The sequence below is a fragment of the Paenibacillus tyrphae genome (genome assembly GCF_024158745.1).
In the GTDB taxonomy this organism is placed as follows: domain Bacteria; phylum Bacillota; class Bacilli; order Paenibacillales; family NBRC-103111; genus Paenibacillus_G; species Paenibacillus_G tyrfis_A.
This window is the reverse complement of the sequence record NZ_JAMZAW010000007.1, coordinates 60,317-85,394: the sequence shown is the minus strand read 5'-3', so window position 1 is coordinate 85,394 and position 25,078 is coordinate 60,317. Positions and strand designations below refer to the sequence as shown.

The following is a 25,078-nucleotide window of genomic DNA, read 5'->3' as shown; positions in this document are numbered from 1 at the left end:
CATGACCCTAACGACTTTACAGCCTGAATCGATCCAAACCGACCGCTTGCATGTTTCCTATTTATCCGCGGGCAGCGCTGAAAATCCGCCGCTTCTTCTTATTCATGGCAACGTTTCTGCGAATTTATTCTGGGACGACACCCTTCGTGCATTGTCCGAGGAGTACTGGGTGCTTGCTCCGGATTTACGCGGATACGGTCAAACGGAAGCGCTTCCTATCGATGCAACGCGGGGGCTGCGCGATTGGTCCGACGATTTGAAGTCGTTTTTGGGTGCTCTCGGCATGAGTCAACCCGTACATGTGCTGGGCTGGTCGCTGGGAGCAGGAATTGCCATGCAGCTTGCCATCGATCATCCTGCGGCTGTTCGTTCGCTCGTTTTGATGTCCCCGCTTTCGCCATACGGCTTTGGCGGCACCAAGGATGAGTGGGGGACGCCTTGTTACGACAATTACGCCGGTTCGGGCGGGGGAACGGCAAACCCGCAGTTTGTAGCCTGCCTCAGCGGCAAAGACCGCAGCGAGGGAGAGCCGAACAGCCCGCGCAATATCCTGAATCAGTTTTATTTTAGATCGCCGTTTCGCGTTAGCGGCGAGCGGGAGGAGCGTTACTTGGAGGCGATGCTGTCCACCCGCATTGGCGACGCTCATTACCCTGGAGCCTTTGAGACTTGCGAGCATTGGCCCGGCGTAGCTCCGGGAGCGGAGGGGATCAACAATGCGATGTCGCCCAAGTATGTCAATCTTTCGCCGATTATACATATCGAACCTAAACGGCCGATTCTATGGATACGGGGCGCAGATGACGCGATCGTGTCAGACAGCTCATGGTTCGATTTTGGGTATTTAGGCAAGCTTGGCTACGTTGAAGGCTGGCCCGGCGAAGAGGTGTATCCGCCGCAGCCCATGGTTTCCCAGATGCGCTGTGTTCTTAAACAGTATGAGGAAGCAGGCGGCAGTTTCGAGGAGGTTGTCGTTGGGGACGCAGGGCATGCCCCGCACATTGAGCAGCCTGAATTTGTATTCGCGAAGCTGAGGTCATTCCTGTCTTTAATCGAATAGAGGGGCGAAGCCGCTGCTGGCGGGGCACGCAATAATCAATGGATGGATTATAACGGACCCCGCTTGCAAACATACCGGCATGGCTGTGACGCTTTATTTTATGGGGAGCGGTAAAGCATAATGGCCAAACGCTTTATCCAACAGTGCGGCTGCCTCCTGCCGAAGCAAAGGCTGGTTGGAACGGAAATCGACGCTGCCATCCGCCTGTACGGTTGTATCCGGATCGATAACGCCCTGCGAAACCAGTGCAGTAACGGCCTCAACCGCCGACGCATCCGTTTGACCGCTCAATTGAACTTTGGACGCAGGCTTGAGTTCTTTCAGGGCTTGAATCATGACCGCTGCCGTCTGCCTTGTAATGATCGCATTCGGATCAAAGGAAGGGAAACCGGTTTGCAGTTGTCTCTTCATGCCATCGAAGGCCCAGGGGATCCCATACCATCCCTGCGCACGAAGCAGCACGTCGGCAAACTCCCTTTGCGTCATGGATGCCTGAGGCTCAAAGCGGCTGCCTGATTTCGCACCCATGATATCCAGGGCGTGCAAATCGTCAATAAAGCTTTTATATTTGCTTCCCTCCGCTACATCCGAAAACGGCTGCTTCCCATGGATTTTTTGCGAATCCGAGACAAAGTGATTCCCCTCCATAGTATTATAATAAAAATATTCAATCGATCCGCGATGGTCTTTTTTAAACGCTAGCTTGTTGCCTGATTCGTCTTCAAACAGCAGTGGAGTAATCATCTTGAATGTGTGCTTGCCCGTTCCTGTCTCCATCAGCAATTTCCCGTCGGCGTACGAAAATTTCGATTTCAAGAACAAAAAGCGCGTATTCTGATACAGTCCTACGTACTTTTCCGCATCCTTTTCATCCAAATGGACATAAACAGGTTTCTCGAGTGTTTTTGTTTCGGGAAAATAATGGTCCATAAACGCCTCATACACGTCCATACTCATCATCACTGTTTCGTTGTTGTACGACATAGAAAATGCCGTATTCTTCTCGGGTATTACTACGATCAAGGATTGATGGCCCGTGACATTCCCGCCTTTTATAACGACACGCTGGCCATTCGCCAGTTCGTTGCGGTAGCCTTCGAATCCCCCTACGGTGGTCTGCGGAATGCTTTTATCGGCGACCACCTGGTACGTGAGCATCTGCTCGGCCGTCTTTTCGCTTACCAACTGTTTGTCTCCGTATTTTCCTTTTTGCAGCAGCATAGTCAAGTACTTGGCCATATCTTCGCCAGTCGATATGATGCTCCCCTGCGGCCCGTCGGTTGGGGCATTCCAGTCCATTGGAACGAGTTCACCAGCCAGATCATAGTGAGCGGCCATGCGATTGTTAAGCTCCGGGGTTAGGCGTACGCTAGTCGAATTCATGCCGAGCGGCTTGAACACATTTTTGTCCATATACTGATGAAACGGCATGCCGCTTACATTCTCTATCGCATATCCTGCCAGCAAGAAACCAAAGTTGTCGTACGTATAAGCTTCACCGGGGGGCCGGACCACCGTCGGCATATGATCCAGGATGAACTGCTTCATCGGCATGTCTTTACTTGCAAACTCGGGTGAATAATAAGAAGCAATATCCGGAAAATCAAACCCGGTCGTGTACGTGAGCAGATCAAACATGGTCAGTTTTTTTTCGGTCTTGTTTGGAATCTTCATTCCTCCCAAATACGTTTGGATGTCCTCATGAAGGTCAATTTTCCCTTGATCGGCAAGCTGATTTGCGGCCAGCCCGGTGAATGTCTTCGTGACGGAACCGATTTGGAAGACGGTATTTTTATCGACAGGAGTTTTCTTTTCCTTATCGGCATAGCCGTATCCCTTACTTACCAATACTTTTCCATCCTTGACCACAACGAAATTCGAACCATTAACATTGTGTTTTTTCATTACTTCTGCAAATAAAGAATCGGCAAACGTCTCTATTTCCTTGGCATCCTGCGGGCCATTCAGGTTCGTTTTTTCCACCGCCTGTGCCGATTCCGGCTTTCCATCGGATGGTGTGCATGCCGTCATCAGGGTCGCACATAAGAATAGTGCCGCCACATTCAACTTGGGTTTCATCTTGCTCATCGTTAGTTCTCCCTCTCATCCTTTTTCGTAAAAACTTAGGTTCGTACTGCCCTTCCTCCTTCTCTTGGGTTTAGTATGGCAAACAACGTGTCATAGGAGAGAGTTATTTTCTGTCACCGTTTTTTATCCCGCGACCCGCAAGCGAACTCCCCGCCGAGATGACAAAATGTCATATGACGCTCATGCTGGGCAAATGCACCGGATAAAATAAAAAAAGCACGGGCCTGTTCCTTCTTTCAAAGGTACAGACCCGTGCTGTCTTCCCAAACCATCTATCCTTGATTCCCGAAAACTTTTTGTACGGCCTCTTCTCGATTGCGAACGCCAAGCTTGGTATAAATCGTGGAAGCATAATTTCGGACGGTTCCTTCGGACAAATACAATTTGGCCGCGATCGTTTTATAGCGAAGCCCCTTGGATAAACATTGCAAAATATCCATCTCCCGCGGGGTCAACCCCGAAGGAGGAGGAAGCGGTTTGTCCGGCTCTGCCGGTTGCTCCCGAAGGGCTCCTCCCCCATAGTTTTGAATCAACTGGTTGGTGACATCTTGGGCGATCATCATCACCCCGCGATGTACGAGACGTATCGTTTCGGAAAGCTCCTGAGGCTCCGAAGACTTTAATAAATACCCGTCCGCCCCGCTCCGCAAAGCTTCAACCGCTTGTTCGGTCTCTTGAAACGTGGTCATGATCAGCACGCGGATACCCGGATGCTTTTGCTTCACCCGTTTGGCCGCTTCCACACCGTCCATGCGGGGCATATGTAAATCCATGAGAACGACATGAGGGCGAAGCCGCTCGCATTGTTCCAGCGCCTGCTCCCCGTCCTCCGCAAGTCCCACGACTTCGAAATCTTTTTCTCTCGCCAAAATCATTTGAAGGCTTTCCCGGATGGATGGCTGACCGTCAACCAACAGCAGCCGGATCGCTTCCTCCTGCTGCTCCGCCTGCCTGGGCAATGTACAGGTCACGACCGTTCCTTCGCCCGGCTTCGAGTGGATGTGCACCTGTCCCTGCAAATCGGATGCCCGCTCCTTCATCGCCGTTAAATCAAAACCCGCTTGAAGTTCTTCGGTGCCGAGCCCGTTGTCCTGCACTACCAGCCGAACCTGCTTCTCCTCGAAATGCAGGCTCACCTGAATTTCACTCGCCTGCCTGTGACGTACGGCATTAGTCAGTGATTCCTGCAGACACCGGTGCAGGATCGTCTTGACTTGTTGGGATACCTGAAGCTCCTCGCCCAAGGTCCTTAGTCGAACCGTCACTTTAGTCGACGCCTGAAACTCGGCCGTCAATGCCTGCAACGACTCTACAAGGGTACGCGAATCTTGCAAAGCACCAACCTGATGCACATATTGGCGGACCTCATCCAGGCTGCCGCGGGTTAGTTGTAACAAGGACTCGAGCTTCCGCTCCCCTTCCGGGGTGTTCACTTCCGAGCGTAACGTTTCAAGCCCCATCATAATAGAGGTAAAGGAATGTCCCACCGTATCATGAAGGTCTTTCGAGAGCCGGTTTCGCTCTTCCGCCAATGTCAGGCGCTCCACTTGCGATGAATATTGTTCCAGCACGGCATATTGATCACGAATCATTTCACTTTGCCGATGGTTCACCACCAGCAATTGAAAGGCAAACCCTACAGCGTAAATGGGGCCGAATTGGATGATCATCGTCATCAGGTCGCTTGGTTCAGACAATTCCGCGAATAAGGCCGGGATGACAAAGATGGTCATCGGGGCTGACCAACGGTATGACTTTTGGGCGCTATTGCTGGCAATCATAAAAGTCGGACCTAAAAAAGCCACGTAGGCTTCGGGGAACAGGGAGACCGCGTATAAGCATAATCCTCCGGATATGACCATTTCCGAGATCAGGTAATACGCATAGTGCTTTTGCAAACAAAGCCAAGGAATGGAAAAAGCAGCAATCCCCCACAGAGCCCCTAACCAGAATGGGATGGTCAACTGTTCGGAAAAATGTTCCAAAGTAAAGAGAAGAGAAACGAAAAGGATGGTCCGAATGACGAACATCATCCAGTCATACCAAAACCAACGCTTTATAAAGTCCAGCAATGAATCACCCTCAGTGCGCTTTATTATCTATTTTTTTATCCTACTAATAGAGGAGCTTTTATGCAAGGGAAAAGGGGGGAGTTATGAGCCTTGGCCACGATCAATCGGTTATTCACTACTCCTGGCTTTTTATAACCGATTCCTTAACTGAATATATATCGGACATATCCATATTCTATTTGATTTAAACCACACAATTTTTGGATATATGGGAATGACGAATTTCCCAGGGAATGATAAGTCTGTTCTCTATGTATTGTCCAACGCGGCTAAAGAAGTCGCTTGATTCTCAGAGCTGTTTTTTGTGCGTCTCTTTTGGTAGTTACTCGTGCATTGGGGGGGAGTTCAGCATTGTGGCTTACCCTCTTCCCCCCCTTCCGCTACTACATTGTAACACGAAAAATCACTCAGAGTGTCCTTTTATAAAAGCCGTTATATACAGACATCATCTTCCAAAGGTATAATTTAGCAGGGAAAATAATAGTATTAACGGTTTGTGATAATTTCAATGTGTGGAGGAAGAACAAGTGAAGTCTAAAAAAGTGAAGCAGTTTTTTCTTTCTATCATTTTTATCTGCAGTTTTTTCATCTCACTAACATGGACGGAACTTGCGTAGGGCGATAATAAACATGCAGACCCTCAAATGCTGATATTCAATAATAAGGAACAATTCCAGATTAAGAATGCTTCCGTTACAGCTAACAGCAGCAATATTTCATTTAATGGAGGGTCGTACTACACCTATACACGCGAAGGGAAATTAGTGAATATCGTTTTTCCAAATGGTGATATGGATGAGTTTACATATGATGCGAATGGGAACTTATTTACAAGAGCTAAAAAAATTTTCCAATTTAAACGGCAGATGGTCAGAAGTAGGCGGGACCTGGACGAGTGTAGGAGAAGGAAAACAAGGCGAGGCCACCACAGAGAATAACGCCTATTATTTGAATAGCCAGACAGGCAATGATTTCGTATATGAGGGCGATATAAAAGTAGTTAGCAAGGGAGCCGGAGCATTAGTATTTCGCGCAAATTCAACCGGGACGCAGGGATACGCAGTTAATGTTGATACGCTATTGCAAGTGGTGCGTTTATGGGATATGGGAAGCGGAAAGATTATCCGAGACTATCCAATCCCAATTGGTCTTGGACAATCGTATCATTTAAAGGTTGTCACGAAAGGGAGTAACATCAAAGTTTATTTAAACGATGGATTGTCCCCGGTGATGGACGTTGAACGGACAGTTTGGAGTGAACGTATACAACGGTAAAGCGATATTTTCAGGTGTTGTCAAAAGTAATTAAGTATTATTTAATTAAACCGCCATTTTGTATTAAATAACAAAATTCAAGTTGATAGCTTGTACAGCGGACAGCATGGTAACGCTCCAACGAACCTCGGTTTTAGGATAGCCTCTTCCGGGGTTCTTTTTTTGCGCTTTAAGGGATCAAAATTACTTGCGTAGTTAGAGCGTAACGAAACCCTACTCCCCTTGTATTAAGTTTCTCAAATGAAGAAGATTCTTATAAGGACAATCTTGTAGCGGACGCCACTTACAATTTTCCTTATATACATACACCATCTGACAAAGATATAATTTGATAGGAAAACTATTTCTGGTTTTACAAGTTTTAAGAATCCTAATCTTTTGGAGGGTAACTGTTTGTGTATACCTTATGTAATTTAGGAAGAATTTTAATGTATTTCAATGTTTTCTTAATAATATTTGTTTTGCCTCTTGAGAAGGCTGCTGCTTATTCGTCAGCATCGTATTCTGAAAGCTCGTATAATTATGATTCATCTGGAAGGCTAATAAATGTTCAATTGCCTACAGGACAAGGGAGAGAATATATTTACGATGCGAATGGAAATATAACTCGAAACTTTGCATCCCTTTCTTTTGATGGTACGAAACAAATAAGCCTTAATAATATTGCAGTCAATACTAAGCTAGGTGAAAAAAACACGGTGGAGTTTTGGATGTATTGGACTGGTGCAGAAGGTGTCATGCCATTTTCATGGGATGGGCCCTATGACCTCTGGTTTAGCGGAGGTTATTTTGGCTTTAATACCGGAGAATCAAACATATTGGGGATATCATCAGCAGAATTGAAGAACCGGTGGGTACATATTGCGGCAACGTTTTATAATGGTGTACCGGATGCAGTAAATAATGAGCTTTACATTAATGGAGTAAAGCAAAATTTAGCTCCTGTTTTGGGTAAGACGACGTCGTCGGTAACAGTAACTTCCAATGCAGTTGTATCAGGAGCTTCAAATAACAATATGTATCGATTTATCGGCAAAATAGGTACGATGAGGATATGGAACCATGCACTGTCGGCAACGGAGATTCAAGCAAATATGTATAAGTTGTATAAGGAAATGGAAGCCGGTTTAGTGGGGTATTGGAAGTTAGGAGAAATACCCTCTCAAAATTCATCGCTTGCATTTGAGGGTACGAAGCAAGTAAGCCTGAATAACATAGCAGTAAATACGGCGCCGGGGGCAAAAAATACAGTAGAGTTCTGGATGTATTGGGATGGAACGGAGGGAGGAATGCCGTTCTCATGGGATGGGATGTATGATCTATGGTTTTCCGGCGGATATTTTGGATTTAATACGGGAGAAAGTAATGTGTTAGGCATACCGTCGGCGAATCTAAAAAACAAATGGACCCATGTGGCAGCGACGTTCTTTAACGGAGTGCCTGATGCAACAAATAATGAGCTGTACATTGATGGGATCAAGCAGAATCTTACCGCGGGACAAGGAACCACAACGGCATCTCGAACCGTAACATCGTCGGCCATGATTTCAGGCTCAATAGGCACACCTCATTATAAGTTTAACGGTAGAATCGGCGAGCTTCGGATATGGAACTATCCATTATCGCAATCCGAAGTGCAATCGAACATGTATAAGGTGATTACAGGAATGGAACCAGATATCGCAGGATATTGGAAACTCAGTGATCGACCTTTACCGAATACATCGCTTGCATTTGAGGGTATGAAGCAAGTAAGCCTGAATAACATAGCAGTAAATACGGCGCCGGGGGCAAAAAATACAGTAGAGTTCTGGATGTATTGGGATGGAACGGAGGGAGGAATGCCGTTCTCATGGGATGGGATGTATGATCTATGGTTTTCCGGTGGATATTTTGGATTTAATACGGGAGAAAGTAATGTGTTAGGCATACCGTCGGCGAATCTAAAAAACAAATGGACCCATGTGGCAGCGACGTTCTTTAACGGAGTGCCTGATGCAACAAATAATGAGCTGTACATTGATGGGATCAAGCAGAATCTTACCGCGGGACAAGGAACCACAACGGCATCTCGAACCGTAACATCGTCGGCCATGATTTCAGGCTCAATAGGCACACCTCATTATAAGTTTAACGGTAGAATCGGCGAGCTTCGGATATGGAACTATCCATTATCGCAATCCGAAGTGCAATCGAACATGTATAAGGTGATTACAGGAATGGAACCAGATATCGCAGGATATTGGAAACTCAGTGATCGACCTTTACCGAATACGTCGCTTGCATTTGAGGGTACGAAGCAAGTAAGCCTGAATAACATAGCAGTAAATACGGCGCCGGGGGCAAAAAATACAGTAGAGTTTTGGATGTATTGGGATGGAACGGAGGGAGGAATGCCGTTCTCATGGGATGGGATGTATGATCTATGGTTTTCGGGCGGATATTTTGGATTTAATACGGGAGAAAGTAATGTGTTAGGCATACCGTCGGCGAATCTAAAAAACAAATGGACCCATGTGGCAGCGACGTTTTTTAACGGAGTGCCTGATGCCACGAATAATGAGCTGTACATTGATGGGATCAAGCAGAATCTTACCGCGGGACAAGGAACCACAACAGCATCTCGAACCGTAACATCGTCGGCCATGATATCAGGCTCAATAGGCACACCTCATTATAGGTTTAACGGCAGAATCGGCGAGCTTCGGATATGGAACTATCCATTGTCTTCCTCTAGTATTCAAGAAAATATGTACAGGAACTTTAGTGGCAAAGAAAAAGGTTTAGTAAAATTCTTTAGACCTGGTTTAGAGAAATCTTAAAGGGTTCAAAGGCATTGCGCATAAGAAGCTTTGATTCGTCGAATGAACCTATAAATATATGGCTCGTTAGCACATGGAACTCCCCGGAGTTGACTTTACTGTTCAAGCCCGGGGTTTGTTTTTTTTATTTAGGGTTTTAAATTGTGTGGCGCTAAGCCTTGCTACTTTGGGACCACGCTTTAAAGCTCATCCAGCAATATCATTAGGGGCTTATAGGAGATGACGTAGAAATGTCTTTATCTAGAAGAAATTTGGTTAGAGCAGCATTCTTTGTCGTATTTGTTATATCTTTAATTAATTTTCCATTACATATTCAAGCAGAGACGAGTGGTTGTGCACCACTTTCAGAAGTTTCCGCCATACAGTTAAAAGATAAAGAATCAAGCTACAGTTATGATGCTGACAATCAATTAAAAACAGTGGTGAACCATAAAAATGGAACCTTGCATTGGACAAAAAACATATTTGATTCGAATGGAAATCTTATTAAAAAAGTGTATAAATCCGCCCAGGGAAACTATTTAGCTAACCGCAGCTTTGAAAAAGGGATTGAAGATTGGGTCATAAATAACGGAAATGATGGCGTATCAGCAATAGATACGGCTTCGGCAATTAATGGGAAACAATCTTTGAAAGTAACTCGCGCTAGTGCCGGCGATCAGTTTCAATATGAAGGGCACAATTTCGGGACTTACATCGGGGGAAGGACATTTACTCTCTCAGCATTTGTGAAAACTTGGGGGATAACGGGAAAAGGTGTTCATTTGAGAATGTATTGGCAAGACGCATCAGGGGCCTGGATATGGAATAATATAGAGTCTTCCCCTGTTGTAGATGGGACAAAGGATTGGACCAGATTAACCGTTACTGGAATCGCACCCGCTGGTGCCCAAAGTGTAGTTGGACTAGTTTCACCAGGAGATCTGAATGGACAAGGGACTTATTGGATTGACGCAGTAGCCATAACAGAAACACTGAAAACAGCAAGTCATTTAGCGAACCCGAGTTTTGAAGAAGGATTGGCAGACTGGTCCATAAATAACGGAACTGATGGTACAGCTGTAGTAGATACAACAACAGTATTTAATGGGAAGCAGTCCTTAAAAGTAACTCGTGCCAGTTCCGGCGACCAGTTTCAATTTGAAGGATATGATTATAATACATATATTGGAGGTCGAACGTTTACAATATCTGCTTATATTAAAACCTTAGGAATAACGGGACAAGGTGTGCATTTAAGGACGTACTGGCAAGATGCGGCCGGGTCCTGGATATGGGAAAATATAAGGCATTCCTCTTCGATAGATGGGACAAAGGATTGGACCAAACTTACCGTTACTTCAACTGCACCCGCTGCTGCCCAAAGAATGGTTGTACTTGTGTCTCCCGGCGATACGAATGGACAAGGAACATATTGGATTGATTCGGTGGAGGTGGCAGAAACACAAAAGGGAGGCAATTATGTAACCAACCCGAACTTTGAAACAGGGGTTTCCGGCTGGTCCATAAATAACGGAAAAGATGGCGCATTTGCGATAGATACGGCTTCAGCAATTAATGGGAGACAATCCTTAAAAGTAACTCGCGCCAGTGCAGGTGATCAGTTTCAATATGCAGGGTACAACTCCGGCACTTACACGGGGGGAAGGACTTTTACAGCATCTGCATATATAAAAACCTCTGGAATAACGGGACAAGGTGTCCATTTGAGAATGTATTGGCAGGATGTGTTTGGAGCGTGGATATGGAACAATGTAGAGTACTCCCCTTTTGTAGATGGGACAAGGGATTGGACGAAGTTAACGGTGACCGGTATCGCTCCACCTAATGCCCAGAGCGTTGTTGCACTAGTCTCTCCTGGCGATATGAATGGACAAGGAACGTACTGGATTGACTCGGTTGAGATTACGGAGTTGCAACCATCCAATTATTTAATGAATTCTGGTTTTGAAGCAGGAATACAAGACTGGTCTATAAATAACGGAACTGATGGCAAATCTTTTATAGATACGATTGCAGTATTTGAGGGGAAACAATCATTACAAGTGATACGTGCCAGTGCAGGTGACCAGTTCCAGTATGAAAGTTGTAACTTCGGCACTTTTATTGGAGGTAAGACTCTTGTTGCAACTGCCTATGTGAAAACATCAGGCATAACGGGAGCAGGTGTCCATTTGAGGATGTATTGGCAAGACGAAACAGGAGCTTGGATATGGAATAATATTGCGTATTCCCCTTCCGTTGAAGGAACAAAAGATTGGACCAAGCTAACCGTGTCTGGAATTGCGCCAGCTGGCGCTCAAAGAGCAGTTGTATTAATCTCTCCAGGAGATATGAATGGACAAGGCACTTACTGGATTGATTCTGTATCGTTAAGTGAGAGCGTCAATAAATAAAATCCTTAGTGGATAAATTCCATCACATTACATTTGCCAAATACCTAAAGAACCGGAGGCATCATTTCGGTTTTTAGGTATTTTTAATATTATTATCTTTATGATGCAAACCATGAAGGGATTTGGAAATTGTTAACTCTCCGTGTGCTAGCATGTGGCTAGTAAAAAAATAGTTCGTCTTTTCCATATTTTCTCGATTCTAGTGGCTTATTCACCACATATTATTATTTTTCGTTGAAAGTTCAACGTAATTTCCACATTCCCCCATTCTAAAGATTTTGCAAAGACGCTCACTTCCTGCAACCAATCGACCGAAGAAACGTTAGAGACGACGAGCGGACTCCAAATCTAACGGATCCTGATTGTGAGGAGGATGGGGAGGGCAACAGCGATGCTTCATGTACTTATTGTGGAGCCTTATACAGGTAAACGCGCGAGAATTAAAAAAATGGTGCAGGAGATGGGACATATCGTCGTCGGGGAGGCGCGTGACCGGATAGAAGCTTTGGGATTGATGGAGCAGGGGTGGCCGACGCTTCTTCTGACCGATCTTATGCTCCCCCGGCTGGAGGGACTGGCTCTGGTGAGACAGGTGTATGAGCAGCGTATTCCCGTGGTAACGATCGTGTTGAGCGACAATACGCGGTTTGACTACGTACGACAGTCCATGCAGGCAGGCGCGATCGATTATTTGCTTAAGCCGGTGAAGGCCGAAGAGCTGAGGCGTGCGCTGCAGCGGGCGGAAGAGCGGGTGGGGTATTTCCATGCCGCACATCGCGAATTCGTTCAGGCGCAGCAATTTTTCGAGAGGCTGGACCTTCTCCAGCCGGGCGCGGTCATTCAGAAGCATGCCGAGATGATCCAGAGCATGCAAGGCTTCGAGGAGGGCCAGCAGGGGGAGCGGCTGGGCCTGTTTCGCATGCTTTATGCCAAATGGCACTACGTTCTCAAGAAACACGGGCTCAATTTCGACGAGCCTTTTTCATGGGAGCGCGAAGAAGAGGCAATCGCCTACTTCCAGAGGCTGTGCGAGTTCTGGATCGCCCAGTCGCAGTCCGCCTCGCCCGCCGATAGCAGCGTGAAGCTGAACGTGAAGCGGGCCTGCGACTATATTCGGGAGAACTACCGGAGCGATCATACGCTGGCTGAGGTCAGCGAGCGCTTCGGGATGAGCGTCTCTTATTTCAGCGTGCAGATCAAGAAGTATACGGGGTATTCGTTCGTTAATTATTTGAACCGCGTCCGGATCGAGAAGGCCAAAGAGCTGCTGCTACAGCCGAACCTGAAGATTTACGAAGTGGCCGGAGTAGTGGGATATGACACGCTGCAGTATTTCAATAAAGTGTTCAAGCAAGCCGTACATATGACGCCAGGAGAATACCGGAGAAGACTTGGGATTTGAGGTGTCGTTTAAAAGTCCAGTGAATAAGTGAGCGCTACTCGTTCGGATCATTCTTCCGATCGCTCTTGTCTCCAGATTCTTGGTTCTATAAGCCATGAAGTGGTTAGAATCCGGAGACAAAGGCGAACGCTGACGCTTCTTCAGAATGATTCCGTACGTTCCGCTATTTATTCACAGGATTTTTAAAGATTTCGTTAAGAAGAAAATCGGCTCAGAAACAATAAGATCGATTCATTACTTTTCCTGCCTTGCATATTATACTAGGACAGGTCGTTCAGGCGACTGGAATCCAGCGAGGAGGAAAAGAAACGAGATGAAACGAAAGACACGCAGTATGGCTTTATTACTCAACCTTTTTATCGTATTATCTTTGGTTTCTCCTTTGGGACAAGCTTTGGCGGCGGACAGTCCCCAGACGGCATTCGGACAAGTTCTGGATTCTCGTCAAATGGAGCTCGGTCCGGGTGCAGAGTACATCTGGCAGGACATGAAGTTGCCGCAAGGCTTGGAGAAAATTCATTCTGTCGAATTTGATCCGAAAAATACAGCGCTCGACCTGCAACCGGGCAAAACAAACGGCAAAGTGTACGGGATGCAGGGCGTAACGAAAATGGCCGACGATGCCGACGCCCCCGGCAACCGGGTCATTGCGGCCATTAACGGCGACTTTTACGACATGGCGACCGGCGTTCCGCTTGGTTTGTTCATGGGGGACGGCGAGATTCTGACCAGTCCGCCGGAAAAATGGAGCTGGCTTGCCTTCGGGCTCAAGAACGACGGCACGACGATTTACGGCTTGAGCCCGGAGCTGACCCGGACGCTCACGATCGGGGGCAAGACGATCCCGATCTCCCACATCAACCGGATGCGGGAAAATAGCGAAGCGCTCATGCTGTACACCGCTTCCTTCCACACCTCCACGATGACGAACGATCTCGGGGACGAGGTTGTGCTCGACGTGCTGGAAGGCGAAGTGAAGAGCGGCAAGAGTCTGAGGCTCAAAGTGGCCGAGATTCATAAGGATAAAGGAAATACGCCGTTGAAGGCCGGACAAGTCGTTTTGTCCGCATCGGGCAAATACAGGGCCGAGCTGGTCGGACTTCAAATCGGCGACGAGGTCACCGCAAGCTTCGAACTGGAAGAAGATTGGAAAGACGTCAAAATGGCGATGGGCGGCGTCTTTATGCTGGTGAAGGACGGCGTGGCGCAAACCCACGAAGACAAAGCCTTGTACCCTCGGGTCGGGATCGGCACCAAAGCCGACGGTTCGATCATAATGATCGAAATCGACGGCAGAGCGCCGGGCTTTAGCGAAGGCGTGTCTTATGACGATCTCGCGAAGATCATGAAGGATATGGGCGCCGTGAACGCGCTTTGTCTGGACGGCGGCGGTTCTGCGACGTTCGTAGCCAAGCTTCCGGGCGAAACGAAACGGCAAATTTTGAACCGGCCTTCGGACGGCTCGGAGCGCAAGACGGCGAACGGGCTCCTGCTCGTGAACAAAGCGCCGGAAGGCGCTGCATCGAAGCTGGTCGTGCAGCCGAACTTGGAGCGGGTGCTGGTCGGCTCTTCCGTTTCGTTCAAAGCGGCTGCCGTGGATGCGAACAGTCATCCCGCTTCGTTCGGCGGAACGCTGGAGTGGAGCCTGAACGCTCCTCTCGGAACGATCGATACCATAGGGAAATTTACCGCTGGCAACCAACCAGGGATGGTTGACGTTACAGCGGCCGCAGGCGGATTGACGGGCAAAGGGCAAGTGGAAGTTGTAAACGAACTGACCGAGCTGAAGTTCTCCGACGCGGTGAAAACCTTCACATCAGGCGAAAAAGTTACGCTGAGCGTTAGCGCTCTCCGCAACGGCCAGCTCATTCGCGCGCATAACAACAAGCTCGAATGGCGCGTAGAGGGGCCGATCGGCAGCATCGATGCGGACGGCGTGTTTACCGCGACAAATGCAACGGAGCAGAGCGGCAAAATTTTCGTGAAATACAACCATGTTGAAGCGTCGATGGACGTTAAGGTCGGACTTCCGCCGGTCGTGCTGGAGGATTTCGAGAACGGTACGGGCAAGTATTTGACCGAATCCGGCGCACGTTACAAGACGATGAAACTCAGCGAAGAAACGAATGAGGACTTCGTCCGTTTAGGCAATAAAGCGGCGAAGTTGGAGTACGATTTCACGGAAACGATCGGGACTTCCGGAGCTTATATAACAGCGAAAGATCTGGAAAGCAATATTCAAATTCCCGGCTATCCGGAGAAAATCGGCTTGTGGGTGTATGGCGACGGGAAAAAGCACTGGCTGCGCGGACAAATCCGCGACGGTAACGGATCAGCCGTCGGCATTGATTACGTAGACCAGACGGTCGGCGTCGATTTTACGGGCTGGCGATATTTGGAGGCTGTCGTACCGAAGGGGCGTCCGCTTCCGCTGCGCATGGATCAGCCTGTGCGTTACATGGAAACGAAAAATGACAACAAGACGGCGGGCGTCCTCTACATCGACCAGATCCGGGCGGTTTACGGGCCGACCAATGACGATATGGACCCGCCTGTGCTGAAAAACTTCAAGCCTGCGGAAGGCAGCGCAGTCACGACGAATACGCCGAAAATCGAGGCGATTGGCGAAGATTACGGCTACGATCCAGTGAAACATCCGGCAACGACGCTGATCGACCCGGACAAAATCCGCTTCTACGTCGACGGTGTCTTGGTGCAGCATACGCTGTATCCTCCAAAAGGACAAATTCACTATACGCCGAACGTGCCGCTGGCCGACGGGCTTCACTCGGCGAAGATCAAGATTAGAGACTTGTCCGGCAACGTTACGGAGAAGGAATGGACGTTCACGGTAGATACGGGCTCGTCGAAGATCGTTTACGACGCTCCGACAACCGTCTATGCAGGAAATACGTACACCGTCGATATTAAAGCGTTGAAAGCGGCGGATATCCAGGGCGGAACGATGGAATTCGGCTTCGATCCGGCGAAGGTTGACGGATTGAAGGTATTGAAAGGCGGCAAGCTGGCGGAAAGCCAACTCGTCTCTACGGTCGATGAAGCTACGGGCGCCGTTAAGTTGAATTTCAACAATATTTATACGGCAGGCTTGACCGATCAGGATCTGCTCGGCCAAATTCAATACCGGATAAAGCCTGATGCGAAGGATACGGTCAAAATTGCTTTTAAAACGGGAACCATTACGTTTAAAGATAAAGGCGATACAAGCTTCGGCTTCTTCGGCTTGCCGGTGGAAGCGGCCATCAAGCATCATTTGCAGCTAAGCTGGGATGAGCACGGCGTCGTTCAAGGGATGCCTACCACGTTCAAGGTAGTCGGCGAGAACGGAGCTCCGGTCGAAGGAGCCAAAATAACCGTCATTAGCGGTGCCGAAGTCGGTGTGACCGACGCTCAAGGTTCGCTGATTACGGGGGCTCTTACTTCCGAAGTGAAGGAGTACCAGCTTCAAGCGGTCAAGGGCGACTCCTACAGCCCGATCTTGAAGTTTAAAGTATCGAAGCTGGCGGGCAGCCCGGTTCCGAGCAACGTCAGCGTGACGATGGGAGCGGACACGACGACCTCCAAAGCCTTCACATGGCATACGGACCCGGCTACGGGCGATACGGTGGTTGAGGTCGTGAAGAAGTCGGAGTTTACGGATTTCAGTGCACCGAACGTGAAGCGGTTTACTGGCAGCAGCTACTTGTTCAACACGACGGATACGGGAACCGTGCGGGTCCATAAGGCTATCGCGAATGGCTTGGAGCCGGGAACGCACTATGTGTTCCGCGTGGGCGACGGCCATGGCAACTACAGCCCGAACGGGTCGCTTCAGACCGCGGCAGCCGCGGGCGAACGCACGAAGTTCATTTTCCTGGCAGATTCCCAGGCGTCGAACGAAGCGGGCTTCAAGCTGTGGGGAGATATTTTGAAAAAAGCGATGACCGATCATCCGGATACGGAGTTCGTCGTACAGGGCGGCGACTTGGTCGAGGACGGCTTTAAGGAAAACGAGTGGAACATGTGGTTCAATGCCGCTCAAGGCATCCTGTTGCAAACGACCGTGGTGCCTGTCGTCGGCAACCACGAAGTGACCGGTACGCGGAAGACGGAAGATTATCTGGCTCACTTCAACCACCCGCAGAACGGGATCGACAGTCTCAAAGGAAGCAACTTCTCCTTTGATTACAAGAACGCCCATTTTGTGGTGCTGAACAGTGAATATGATTTCGAGCAGCAAAAGGAATGGATGCGCAAAGATTTGGCCGCAACCGACAAGAAGTGGAAGATTGTCGCTTTCCACCGCGGACCGTTCGGCAGCATGTACGATTCCGAGCATATCCGTAACACTTGGACGCCGATTTTCGACGAGTTCCAAGTCGATCTGGTCATGAACGGTCACGATCACGTGTATGTGCGGACCTACCCGATGAAAGACAAAAAGCCGGTGGCCGATGGCGAAGGCACGACGTATATCGTCGGCGGCTCGTCCGGTCCGAAGTTTTACCAAGTATGGGCAAGAGATTGGCAGAAGGTGACAGACGGCGAGCAGGTGCAGATGTACGTCGCTGCCGAGATCGACGGGGACGAGATGAAGTTTGTCGTCAAAACGATCAACGACCGCGTGGTGGATCAGTTCAGACTGCTCAAAATTCAGGCGCAGTCGGTGGTGATCGATAAACCGAAGGTCAATTTGGCCGTGAACGAGAGCGTTGAATTAAAGGCTACCGTGCTGCCGACCAATGCCAGCAACAAGAGTGTAACATGGTCCGTTTACAGCTCTTCTGCGGACAATGTTGTTAAGGTAACAGCGGACGGCTTGGTGACCGCACAAAAATTAGGCAGTGCCGTCGTTCGGGCAACAAGCGTATGGAGCAACGTATACGCCGACAGCGTCATTACGGTGGATCGGCTGCCTGAGATTCGCGTGGAAGAAGTGCGGCTGGACCAAACGAGCGGCAAACTGAAAGTTGGGCAAGAGCTTCAGTTGAATGCAACGGTTCTTCCGGCGAATGTAACCCAGTCCGTCTATTGGACCGTATATGGCGAATCGTCGAAAGGGATTGCCACCGTCAACGGCAGTGGTCTGGTTAAGGCGGCTGCGCCTGGAACCGCGACGATCCGTGCGAAGAGCGCAGTGGATGCGACGAAATATGCGGACTTCCAGCTGACCGTAGAAGAAGCGGATAAGCCGACCAATCCGCCAGTGAGCGAGGTTTGGCTGGATCGCGAGGTCGCGGTGCTGAAAGTGGAGGAAACGCTGCAATTGTCTGCAAAAGTGCTGCCGGAGAACGTGCTTAACAAAAACGTCATCTGGTCGGTGGAAGGTCCGGCGGGAATCGCTAATGTCACCGACAAAGGTCTGGTTACCGCATTGAACCCGGGTGAAGTGTTCATTCGCGCGACCAGCCAGATGGACCCAACCAAATACGCACAGCTGGAGCTAATTGTAAAAGAACGAGACAACGACTCGGATTCCGGAAGCTCCGGAGATTCCGGCACGCCGGTAACGTCGGGCAGCTCGGGCACCACCAATACGCAGCCTCCGGCCGTTACGCCGGGTAAGGCTACGGTAACGCAGGGCAGCATCTCCGTCGAGGCGAAGGTCGAAGCGGGAACCGCGAAAGTCGAGATTCGTGCGGAAGATTTGGAGCTTGCGCAGAAGGAAGCGAAGTCGGACTCCGACGGCGCTAAAGTGGTCCGTATCGAGGTGAAAGGCGCTCAAAACGCGAACCACGTGGAAGTGTCGCTGCCTAAGAAATCGGTAACGAAAACGGCGCCGGACAACAAGTACGAGATCGTGACGCCTATCGGTAGCGTAACCGTGCCTTCAGACTTCCTGAAGGACAAGAACGTAGCAGATACCGATTTCGTAAGCTTGGTGATCAGCAAGGAGGACCCGTCTTCCCTAAGCGAAGAGGCGCGGAAAGAAGTCGGCAGCCGCCCGATCATCAATTTGGAGGTTAGAGAAAAAGGGGCGTTCCGCGCATGGAACAATCCGGATACGGTCGTACGGATTGCCATTCCGTATAAGCCGACAGCAAAAGAGCTGGAGAACCCGGGCAGCATTGTCATCCGCTACCTCGATGCGGCGGGTCGTATTCTTCCGGTGCCGAGCGGCATCTACGATCCGGCAGCAGGAACGGTGCGCTTTGAAGTGAAGCATTTTAGCAAATATGCCGTAGCGTTTGTAGACAAGACGTTTGCAGATATTGCGGCTTATGCGTGGGCTAAACCGTCGATCGAGGCTTTAGCGGCGCGCGACATCATCCAGGGCATGGATGCGAGCACGTACGCCCCGGCGCTGAACATTACGCGAGCGGACTTTGTCGCCATGCTCGTTCGAACGCTGGAGCTGAAAGCATCCGTAACCGGAAACTTCAAAGACGTGAACAGCGGCGACTATTATTACGAAGCGCTGGGCACGGCCAAGGAACTGAAAATCGTTGAAGGAACCGGCGACGGGATCTTCAATCCGAAAGAAAAAATTTCCCGCCAAGATATGTTCACGATCACGGCAAGAGCGCTGAGCACGGTCAGAAACATGAAAATGACCGCAAGCGCCGAGGCGTTAGCCGGTTTCGCGGATCGTGCGAAGGTCGCAGCCTATGCGGCGGACAGTCTGGCCGGGATGGTCAAGGAAGGTCTGATCCAAGGCGACGGTCAGGCGCTGAACCCGGAAGGAAACGCCACGAGAGCGGAAGTCGCCGTGTTCATGTACCGTATCTTGAACAAGATTTACAAGTAAGCCGAAATCGAAAAAGAGCCCAATCCGTACGCCGACAGCGTGCGGGTTGGGCTCTTCTCTTTTCAACAGGGCTGCGGCGATAGCGTAGTGGCTACGGCTGTTTCGCAGCAGCGTCAATCATTTGCGGCGACTTCACGCTGCGCAGGATGCTGACCTCGACGCGGCGGTTTTTCGCACGGCCGGCTTCGGAATCGTTCGTATCGATCGGATGATACTCGCCGTATCCGATGGCGCGGAAGCGCTCCGGACCGATTTTATCGTTTTCGAGCAAAATTTTCATGAAATTTAAAGCCCGCTTGGAGCTTAAATCCCAGTTTGTTTCAAAGGCCGCGGTTCGAATCGGCACGTTATCCGTATGGCCGGCGACCTCGATCCGATAATCCGGATATTGGGCGAGCATCTCGGAGATCGTGCCCGCAAGCTGCTTCGCCTCCGGCTTGACCGTGGCCGATCCAGACGAGAACAAGGCGTTGTCGCGGATCGTAAGCATCAGGAGATCCTCGGTCAGCTTCGTTTCCAGCTGGGTGGACAACTGGTTTTCGGCGATGTACTTGTCCAATTTTTCTTTAAGCTGCTGCAGGTCGTACTGCTCTTTCTCCATCTGCTGCTGAATCTGCTGCTGTTGCTTCTGCTGCTGCTCCGAAGCGTTCGGCGTCGCCGGACTAGTCGGCTGATCGTACTTCTTCTGATCGATGTTCGGTTCCGACGTCAGCGGAATGAGGTTCGAGAAGTTAAATTGTCCTATCCCACCGGTAAAGGCGGAGTTGAACGACTGCATGATGGCCTGGTATTTCTTCTGGTCGGTCTGGCTGGCGGCAAACAAAATGATAAACAGCGCAAGCAGCAGCGTCAGCAAGTCGGCGTAGGGGATCAGCCACGATTCGTCAACGTGTTCTTCGTGATGCTCTTGTCGTTTTTTACTCATCCGCTTTCACCGCATCGTCGTTATTTTTTTCCCGCTGGGACGTCGGAATGAAGACCATAAGCTTCTGTTGGACGGCCGTTGCGGAAATGCCGGTCTGAATGGAAAGCAGTCCTTCCACCATCATCAGACGCAACTCTACTTCTTTCTTCGACTTCTGCTTCAGCTTATTCGCGATCGGGTGCCATAACACGTATCCCGAAAAGATGCCGAGCAGTGTAGCGACGAAGGCGGCGGAGATCAAATGGCCGAGCGCCTCGATTTCGCTCAAGTTGCTGAGTGCCGCGATCAAACCGACCACTGCCCCGAGAACGCCGAGGGTCGGTGCGTAGGTACCGGCTTGCGTAAAAATTTGCGCGCCCGTCCGATGCCGCTCCTGCATCGTATGTATATCTTCCATTAATACGTCATGAACGAACTCCTGATCGTTCCCGTCGATGATCATCCGCATCCCGTTGCGCAAGAACGGATCCGGGATTTCCTCCACCTTGCTTTCCATAGCCAGCAAGCCTTCGCGGCGGGTAATCGCTACCCAGTCCGTGAACATGTCGATCAGTTCCATTTTCGCGATCGTCTTTTGCTCGGTAAACACAATTTTCATTAATTTCGGAAACAATTTAATCTCTTCCATCGAAAATCCGATAAAGAGCGATGCTGCCGTCCCGACGAAAATGATGAGGATGGCCGCCGGATTGACTAATGCGGACAGGCTTGCCCCCTTTAATACCATGCCCACCCCTACTGCGATAATTGCGAGAATAATGCCGATGATAGTTGATTTTTCCACGCGAGGAACACCTTCCGCTTCTGTTTATTCAGGCATGATATGCCAATTAGATGAGCAGTTCATTAGTTCGACATAAAATGACACAAATCCTGCCGAATCGACTTGGCGGAATTTAAATTTTTTTAGAACCTGGGAAAGAGAAAGAGCCCCTGTTTTCAACAAGAGAAAACGAGAGGCTCGTCGGGATATTGAAATAACAGATACGGCTTCATCCGGCGTTCGCGGCTTCTTCGACAGCGGGCAGCGGAGCCGTTTTGCGGCTTGCGCGGACATAGCTTAGCGAGACGAGCAGGGAAGCGGCAGCGACTGCTACCATGACCCAGAAGATGTTCCGGTAAGCGGCTTGCAGCGGAGCGGACGCCTGCCAGACGAGCGAAGCGCCGGTGAGCGCCACGCCGAGCGCGCCGCCGAAAAACTGCGTCAGCTGCGCCATGCCCATCCCGCCGCCGATTTCATGCTTTGCGAGAATGCGCGACATTTCGTTCGATACGCTCGATCCGATGGCGGACACCGACACGCTCATCAGCATGTACGCAGCGGTGATGGCGTACAAGTACTGCGTGGAGAGCAGCGCAAAAACGAAAGTGGCGGCAAGCAGGGTCGCATGTCCGGCCAAGATGACCGGGGTATTGCCCAGCCGGTCGATCAAGCGGCCGATCCGGGGCGAGAGCAGCGCGGTCAGAATCGCCCCGGGGAAAATCAGGAATCCGGTGACGGCGGAGCTTTGTCCATACAGGCGGATGATCACGAGAGGCATGAGAAACAACGTGGCAAAATGAAGCACGTAAGCCACAAATCCCATCACCGTCAGATTCATATATGGCCGATTGCGCAGCAGCGAAGGCTGCAGGAAAGGCTGGTCGACCCGGTGAATTCGGATCCAAAAGGCGGCCAGCGACAGCACTCCCAGTACCAGAGCCCACCAAGGATGCAGCGTCAGAAAGAGCAGCAGACCGGTGACGCCGACACCGATGAAGAGGGCGCCCCATCCGTCAAATTGAATACGGGTATACGGCTGCTCGGGCAGATTGCGGTAAAATACAGGGATCGTCAGCAGCACCAAGGCCGTTACGACGAAGAGCGAGTTCCAGCTGAAATACTGCGTCATCGCGCCCCCGACAATCGGGCCGAGACCGAAGCCGAACGACGCCGCGGAAATAATGACGGACATCGATTTGCCCCTGCGCTCCAGCGGGATATACCGGGTAACGAGAACGATCCCGAGACCGGGCGCGGAAGCCGCTCCGATCGCCTGGAGCAGGCGGGCGGCCAGCACGGCGTAGAAATTGTGCGCCAGCAGGCCGACGACGGAGGCGATGCCGAGCAGCACGAGGCCGATCATCAGCAGCGTCCGGATCGGAACGAAGTCGGTCAAGCGACTGTATGTGATGGACGAAATGGCGAACAGAATCGAGTAGCCGGTGACGATCCACGAAGCGGCTGTCGCGGTCAGCCCCAAATCATGGGCAACGGTCGGCAGCGCAACGTTGAACATGGTCGTGTTCATGACGACCAGCAGGACGGTGAGCCCCCATAGGGGGATAATTAACGATTCCCGAAACGACGGGCTTGCGGCTTCAGGCTTCATAACAAATGGCAGCCTCCTTATGAATAAATGGAACTGAATACTTTTCGAATAATACTATTCTAAAAATAGTATTTGTGCTAAAATATATATCACACGCACGGATGTTGTCAACGGGGTCTTTGTTAAATTTTTCTTTTGTCCCGGGTATAGTGTAGTATGGAAGGAAAAGAACGATTTTAAGGTGGGTCGCTTATGCCTTCGAATTCAATGAATACGTTGTGGCACAGCCTTCTGGATATGAACCGCAAGCTGAACCAGACGCTGTGTCTGCTTAGCTCGGTGGTGGAGGTTCCTCCGTCCGCCGTGGCGCTGATCTTTAAGCTGGAACATAAGAAATCGATGAAAATCAACGATATTGCCGAGGTTCTGGGCATCACCATCGGCGCAGCCTCCAATCTTATTGACAAGTTGGAGGAAAAGCAATGGGTGGAACGGGTGCGCTCCGAAGAGGACCGGCGCATCATGAATGTCCGGTTGACGGAGCTGGGGAAGGAGCAATTGTTTGCCTGGAGGCAGCAGTTTTCCGAGCACGCGGATGTTATTTTTGCGCAGGTGCCTCCGGAGGAGCTGGACCATTTTAGCGAGCGGGTGGTTCGTTTAAGTCAATACTTAAGCGATTACAACCGCCGCTTGGAGAGCGGGCGTTCCCGCAAGGACGGCTAACGGGAGGGAGAACATCGGATGAAGCATGTCGTGGCGATGTGGGGCGCAAATTGCCGCTCGGAAGAGGAGCTTGCCGCCTTCGTCGAACCGGGATATACGGAGGATGGGGATGCGATCCCGTCCGAATTCATGAGCAGCGCAGGACTGTCCTGGATCGACGAAGATTTTATGGAGATTCATCTGCTGCCGGACGAGGAGAGCCGCGAGGCGTTCGTGCAATATTTGAAGCAGGACTATGCCTCTGATCCGGACCGGTTTGCGCCGCGGGTCCCGGATTCGCTCGGGGAGAGCATAGCGCCGTACCCTTCGGTGATCGTGCTCTATGGCAATGATTCGCGGTACGGCTCCGTTAACGAAGCTTTGTTTTCATTGGACGAGAGTGGCTCTGAGGCCGGGGAGCAGCCTGTCCCGCTCATCGCGAAAATCGTTTACGAAACGGAAGAGAGGTAGCGGGGGATTAGAAGATGAACGACACCGTGGAGTCGATCGAAAAAATTAAAAGCCGTCTGAAACGGCCGGCCGTCGTATTCGAAATCGGCGGCTTTCGTCCGCCGGAGGACCCGCTTGCGCCTTGGTTCGGCAAGGTGACGGTTGCCGCGCGCGACGAAAGGTGGCCGACGCTTGCGGACGGGACGCCGATGTGGGCTTTGGGACAAGTGAACTTGTCCGCGCTCGATTACGTACCCGAGGCGCTCAAGGATGTAGCGTTTCTCACGATCTTTTTCGGGCCCAAGCATCCGCAGCAGGAAGACCCGAACGGAACGAACTGGCTGATCCGCACATACGCATCGTTGGAAGAGCTGGCGCCGTTAGAGCAGATGAAGACGAGCTCGCATTTGAAGCCATTTCCGATGCGGCCGGGCGAGCTGGTGGAAGACTATCCCGTCTGGGATGGGGGAGACATTCCGGAGGACATCTCGGATTTGATCCTGCAACTGGAAGACGAAGGCAAGATTGAGGACTACCATGATCTGATCGAGCTGCATGGCGGATTTAAAATCGGAGGCCACCCTTGCTTTATCCAGCCCGGCATGTCGGTTGGCGAATCGTTCGAGTTCGTGCTGCAGATCGATTCGACGGAAAAAGGCAACCTCATGTGGGGTCACGACTCCGGCTGTGCCTACTTTTTCCGGGACCCGCAAACGAACGAATGGCGCATGACCTGGGACTGTTATTGAGTAGCCGGGGCATGCGGGATTAACGTACACAAAAAATAGCCTGATCCTATGCCATGGAAAGATGGATAGGACAGGCT

At 50.4% G+C, this 25,078-nt stretch carries 14 protein-coding genes; 9 read left to right on the top strand and 5 right to left on the bottom strand.

From position 1 onward, the window contains the following. Position 1: 1 nt before the first annotated feature. Complete coding sequence (locus NI000_RS12120) at positions 2-1,060, top strand: alpha/beta fold hydrolase (RefSeq protein WP_253410835.1); 1,059 nt, start codon at positions 2-4, stop codon at positions 1,058-1,060. A 93-nt stretch (positions 1,061-1,153) separates the two neighbouring features. Here the strand turns inward: NI000_RS12120 and NI000_RS12115 are convergent, their stop codons facing one another. After that, positions 1,154-3,148: a beta-lactamase family protein gene (locus NI000_RS12115; protein ID WP_253410833.1), complete on the bottom strand. Its 1,995-nt coding sequence runs from the start codon at positions 3,146-3,148 to the stop codon at positions 1,154-1,156. A gap of 272 nt (positions 3,149-3,420) precedes the next feature. Then, a complete protein-coding gene (locus tag NI000_RS12110; RefSeq protein ID WP_253410831.1) occupies positions 3,421-5,181 on the bottom strand; it encodes a helix-turn-helix transcriptional regulator in 1,761 nt (586 codons plus the stop codon). Between the two features lie 846 nt (positions 5,182-6,027). On the opposite strand from NI000_RS12110, the gene NI000_RS12105 reads away from it, so the two are divergent. The 5 genes from NI000_RS12105 to NI000_RS12085 all read left to right on the top strand — a co-directional run bounded on the left by NI000_RS12105 (position 6,028) and on the right by NI000_RS12085 (position 19,863). Beyond that, the gene (locus NI000_RS12105; protein WP_253410829.1) at positions 6,028-6,495 is read left to right on the top strand and encodes a hypothetical protein; all 468 of its coding nucleotides are present in this window, start codon (positions 6,028-6,030) and stop codon (positions 6,493-6,495) included. Between the two features lie 428 nt (positions 6,496-6,923). Then, complete coding sequence (locus NI000_RS12100; protein WP_253410827.1) at positions 6,924-9,317, top strand: LamG domain-containing protein; 2,394 nt, start codon at positions 6,924-6,926, stop codon at positions 9,315-9,317. A 230-nt stretch (positions 9,318-9,547) separates the two neighbouring features. After that, positions 9,548-11,713, top strand: a complete 2,166-nt coding sequence (locus NI000_RS12095) for a hypothetical protein (protein ID WP_253410826.1) — start codon at positions 9,548-9,550, stop codon at positions 11,711-11,713. Between the two features lie 391 nt (positions 11,714-12,104). Further along, positions 12,105-13,115 (top strand): helix-turn-helix domain-containing protein, encoded by a 1,011-nt coding sequence (locus tag NI000_RS12090; RefSeq protein ID WP_253410825.1) that lies wholly within the window; start codon positions 12,105-12,107, stop codon positions 13,113-13,115. A 313-nt stretch (positions 13,116-13,428) separates the two neighbouring features. Next, positions 13,429-19,863 carry a phosphodiester glycosidase family protein gene (locus tag NI000_RS12085; protein WP_253410823.1) on the top strand — a complete coding sequence of 2,145 codons (6,435 nt, stop codon included), beginning with the start codon at positions 13,429-13,431 and terminating at the stop codon, positions 19,861-19,863. Positions 19,864-19,954: 91 nt separating this feature from the next. Here NI000_RS12085 and motB read toward each other — a convergent pair whose 3' ends face one another. The 3 genes from motB to NI000_RS12070 form a co-directional block, all read right to left on the bottom strand. After that, a complete protein-coding gene (gene motB, locus NI000_RS12080) occupies positions 19,955-20,788 on the bottom strand; it encodes a flagellar motor protein MotB (protein WP_253410821.1) in 834 nt (277 codons plus the stop codon). Continuing rightward, on the bottom strand, positions 20,781-21,572 hold the full coding sequence (gene motA, locus NI000_RS12075) for a flagellar motor stator protein MotA (RefSeq protein ID WP_253410819.1): 792 nt from the start codon (positions 21,570-21,572) through the stop codon (positions 20,781-20,783). Before motA ends, motB begins: the two co-directional genes overlap by 8 nt. A 208-nt stretch (positions 21,573-21,780) precedes the next feature. Continuing rightward, entirely contained in the window at positions 21,781-23,160 is a 1,380-nt protein-coding gene (locus NI000_RS12070) for an MFS transporter (protein ID WP_253410817.1), read from the bottom strand. Positions 23,161-23,352: 192 nt separating this feature from the next. Here NI000_RS12070 and NI000_RS12065 point away from each other — a divergent pair, with 192 nt between their 5' ends. The 3 genes from NI000_RS12065 to NI000_RS12055 are packed head-to-tail and all read left to right on the top strand — an operon-like array spanning position 23,353 to position 25,001. Then, complete coding sequence (locus NI000_RS12065) at positions 23,353-23,823, top strand: MarR family winged helix-turn-helix transcriptional regulator (RefSeq protein ID WP_253410815.1); 471 nt, start codon at positions 23,353-23,355, stop codon at positions 23,821-23,823. Positions 23,824-23,841: 18 nt separating this feature from the next. After that, positions 23,842-24,273: an immunity 22 family protein gene (locus NI000_RS12060; protein WP_253410813.1), complete on the top strand. Its 432-nt coding sequence runs from the start codon at positions 23,842-23,844 to the stop codon at positions 24,271-24,273. Between the two features lie 14 nt (positions 24,274-24,287). Beyond that, positions 24,288-25,001 (top strand): DUF1963 domain-containing protein, encoded by a 714-nt coding sequence (locus tag NI000_RS12055; protein ID WP_253410810.1) that lies wholly within the window; start codon positions 24,288-24,290, stop codon positions 24,999-25,001. Positions 25,002-25,078: the final 77 nt, after the last annotated feature.

Bases quoted from the DNA above. Each gene is read 5' to 3' on its own strand.
- NI000_RS12120 (WP_253410835.1), top strand. From the start codon at position 2: ATGACCCTAACGACTTTACAGCCTGAATCGATCCAAACCGACCGCTTG.
- NI000_RS12115 (WP_253410833.1), bottom strand. From the start codon at position 3,148: ATGAGCAAGATGAAACCCAAGTTGAATGTGGCGGCACTATTCTTATGT.
- NI000_RS12110 (WP_253410831.1), bottom strand. From the start codon at position 5,181: ATGATGTTCGTCATTCGGACCATCCTTTTCGTTTCTCTTCTCTTTACT.
- NI000_RS12105 (WP_253410829.1), top strand. From the start codon at position 6,028: ATGATGCGAATGGGAACTTATTTACAAGAGCTAAAAAAATTTTCCAAT.
- NI000_RS12100 (WP_253410827.1), top strand. From the start codon at position 6,924: ATGTATTTCAATGTTTTCTTAATAATATTTGTTTTGCCTCTTGAGAAG.
- NI000_RS12095 (WP_253410826.1), top strand. From the start codon at position 9,548: ATGTCTTTATCTAGAAGAAATTTGGTTAGAGCAGCATTCTTTGTCGTA.
- NI000_RS12090 (WP_253410825.1), top strand. From the start codon at position 12,105: ATGCTTCATGTACTTATTGTGGAGCCTTATACAGGTAAACGCGCGAGA.
- NI000_RS12085 (WP_253410823.1), top strand. From the start codon at position 13,429: ATGAAACGAAAGACACGCAGTATGGCTTTATTACTCAACCTTTTTATC.
- motB (WP_253410821.1), bottom strand. From the start codon at position 20,788: ATGAGTAAAAAACGACAAGAGCATCACGAAGAACACGTTGACGAATCG.
- NI000_RS12070 (WP_253410817.1), bottom strand. From the start codon at position 23,160: ATGAAGCCTGAAGCCGCAAGCCCGTCGTTTCGGGAATCGTTAATTATC.
- NI000_RS12065 (WP_253410815.1), top strand. From the start codon at position 23,353: ATGCCTTCGAATTCAATGAATACGTTGTGGCACAGCCTTCTGGATATG.
- NI000_RS12060 (WP_253410813.1), top strand. From the start codon at position 23,842: ATGAAGCATGTCGTGGCGATGTGGGGCGCAAATTGCCGCTCGGAAGAG.
- NI000_RS12055 (WP_253410810.1), top strand. From the start codon at position 24,288: ATGAACGACACCGTGGAGTCGATCGAAAAAATTAAAAGCCGTCTGAAA.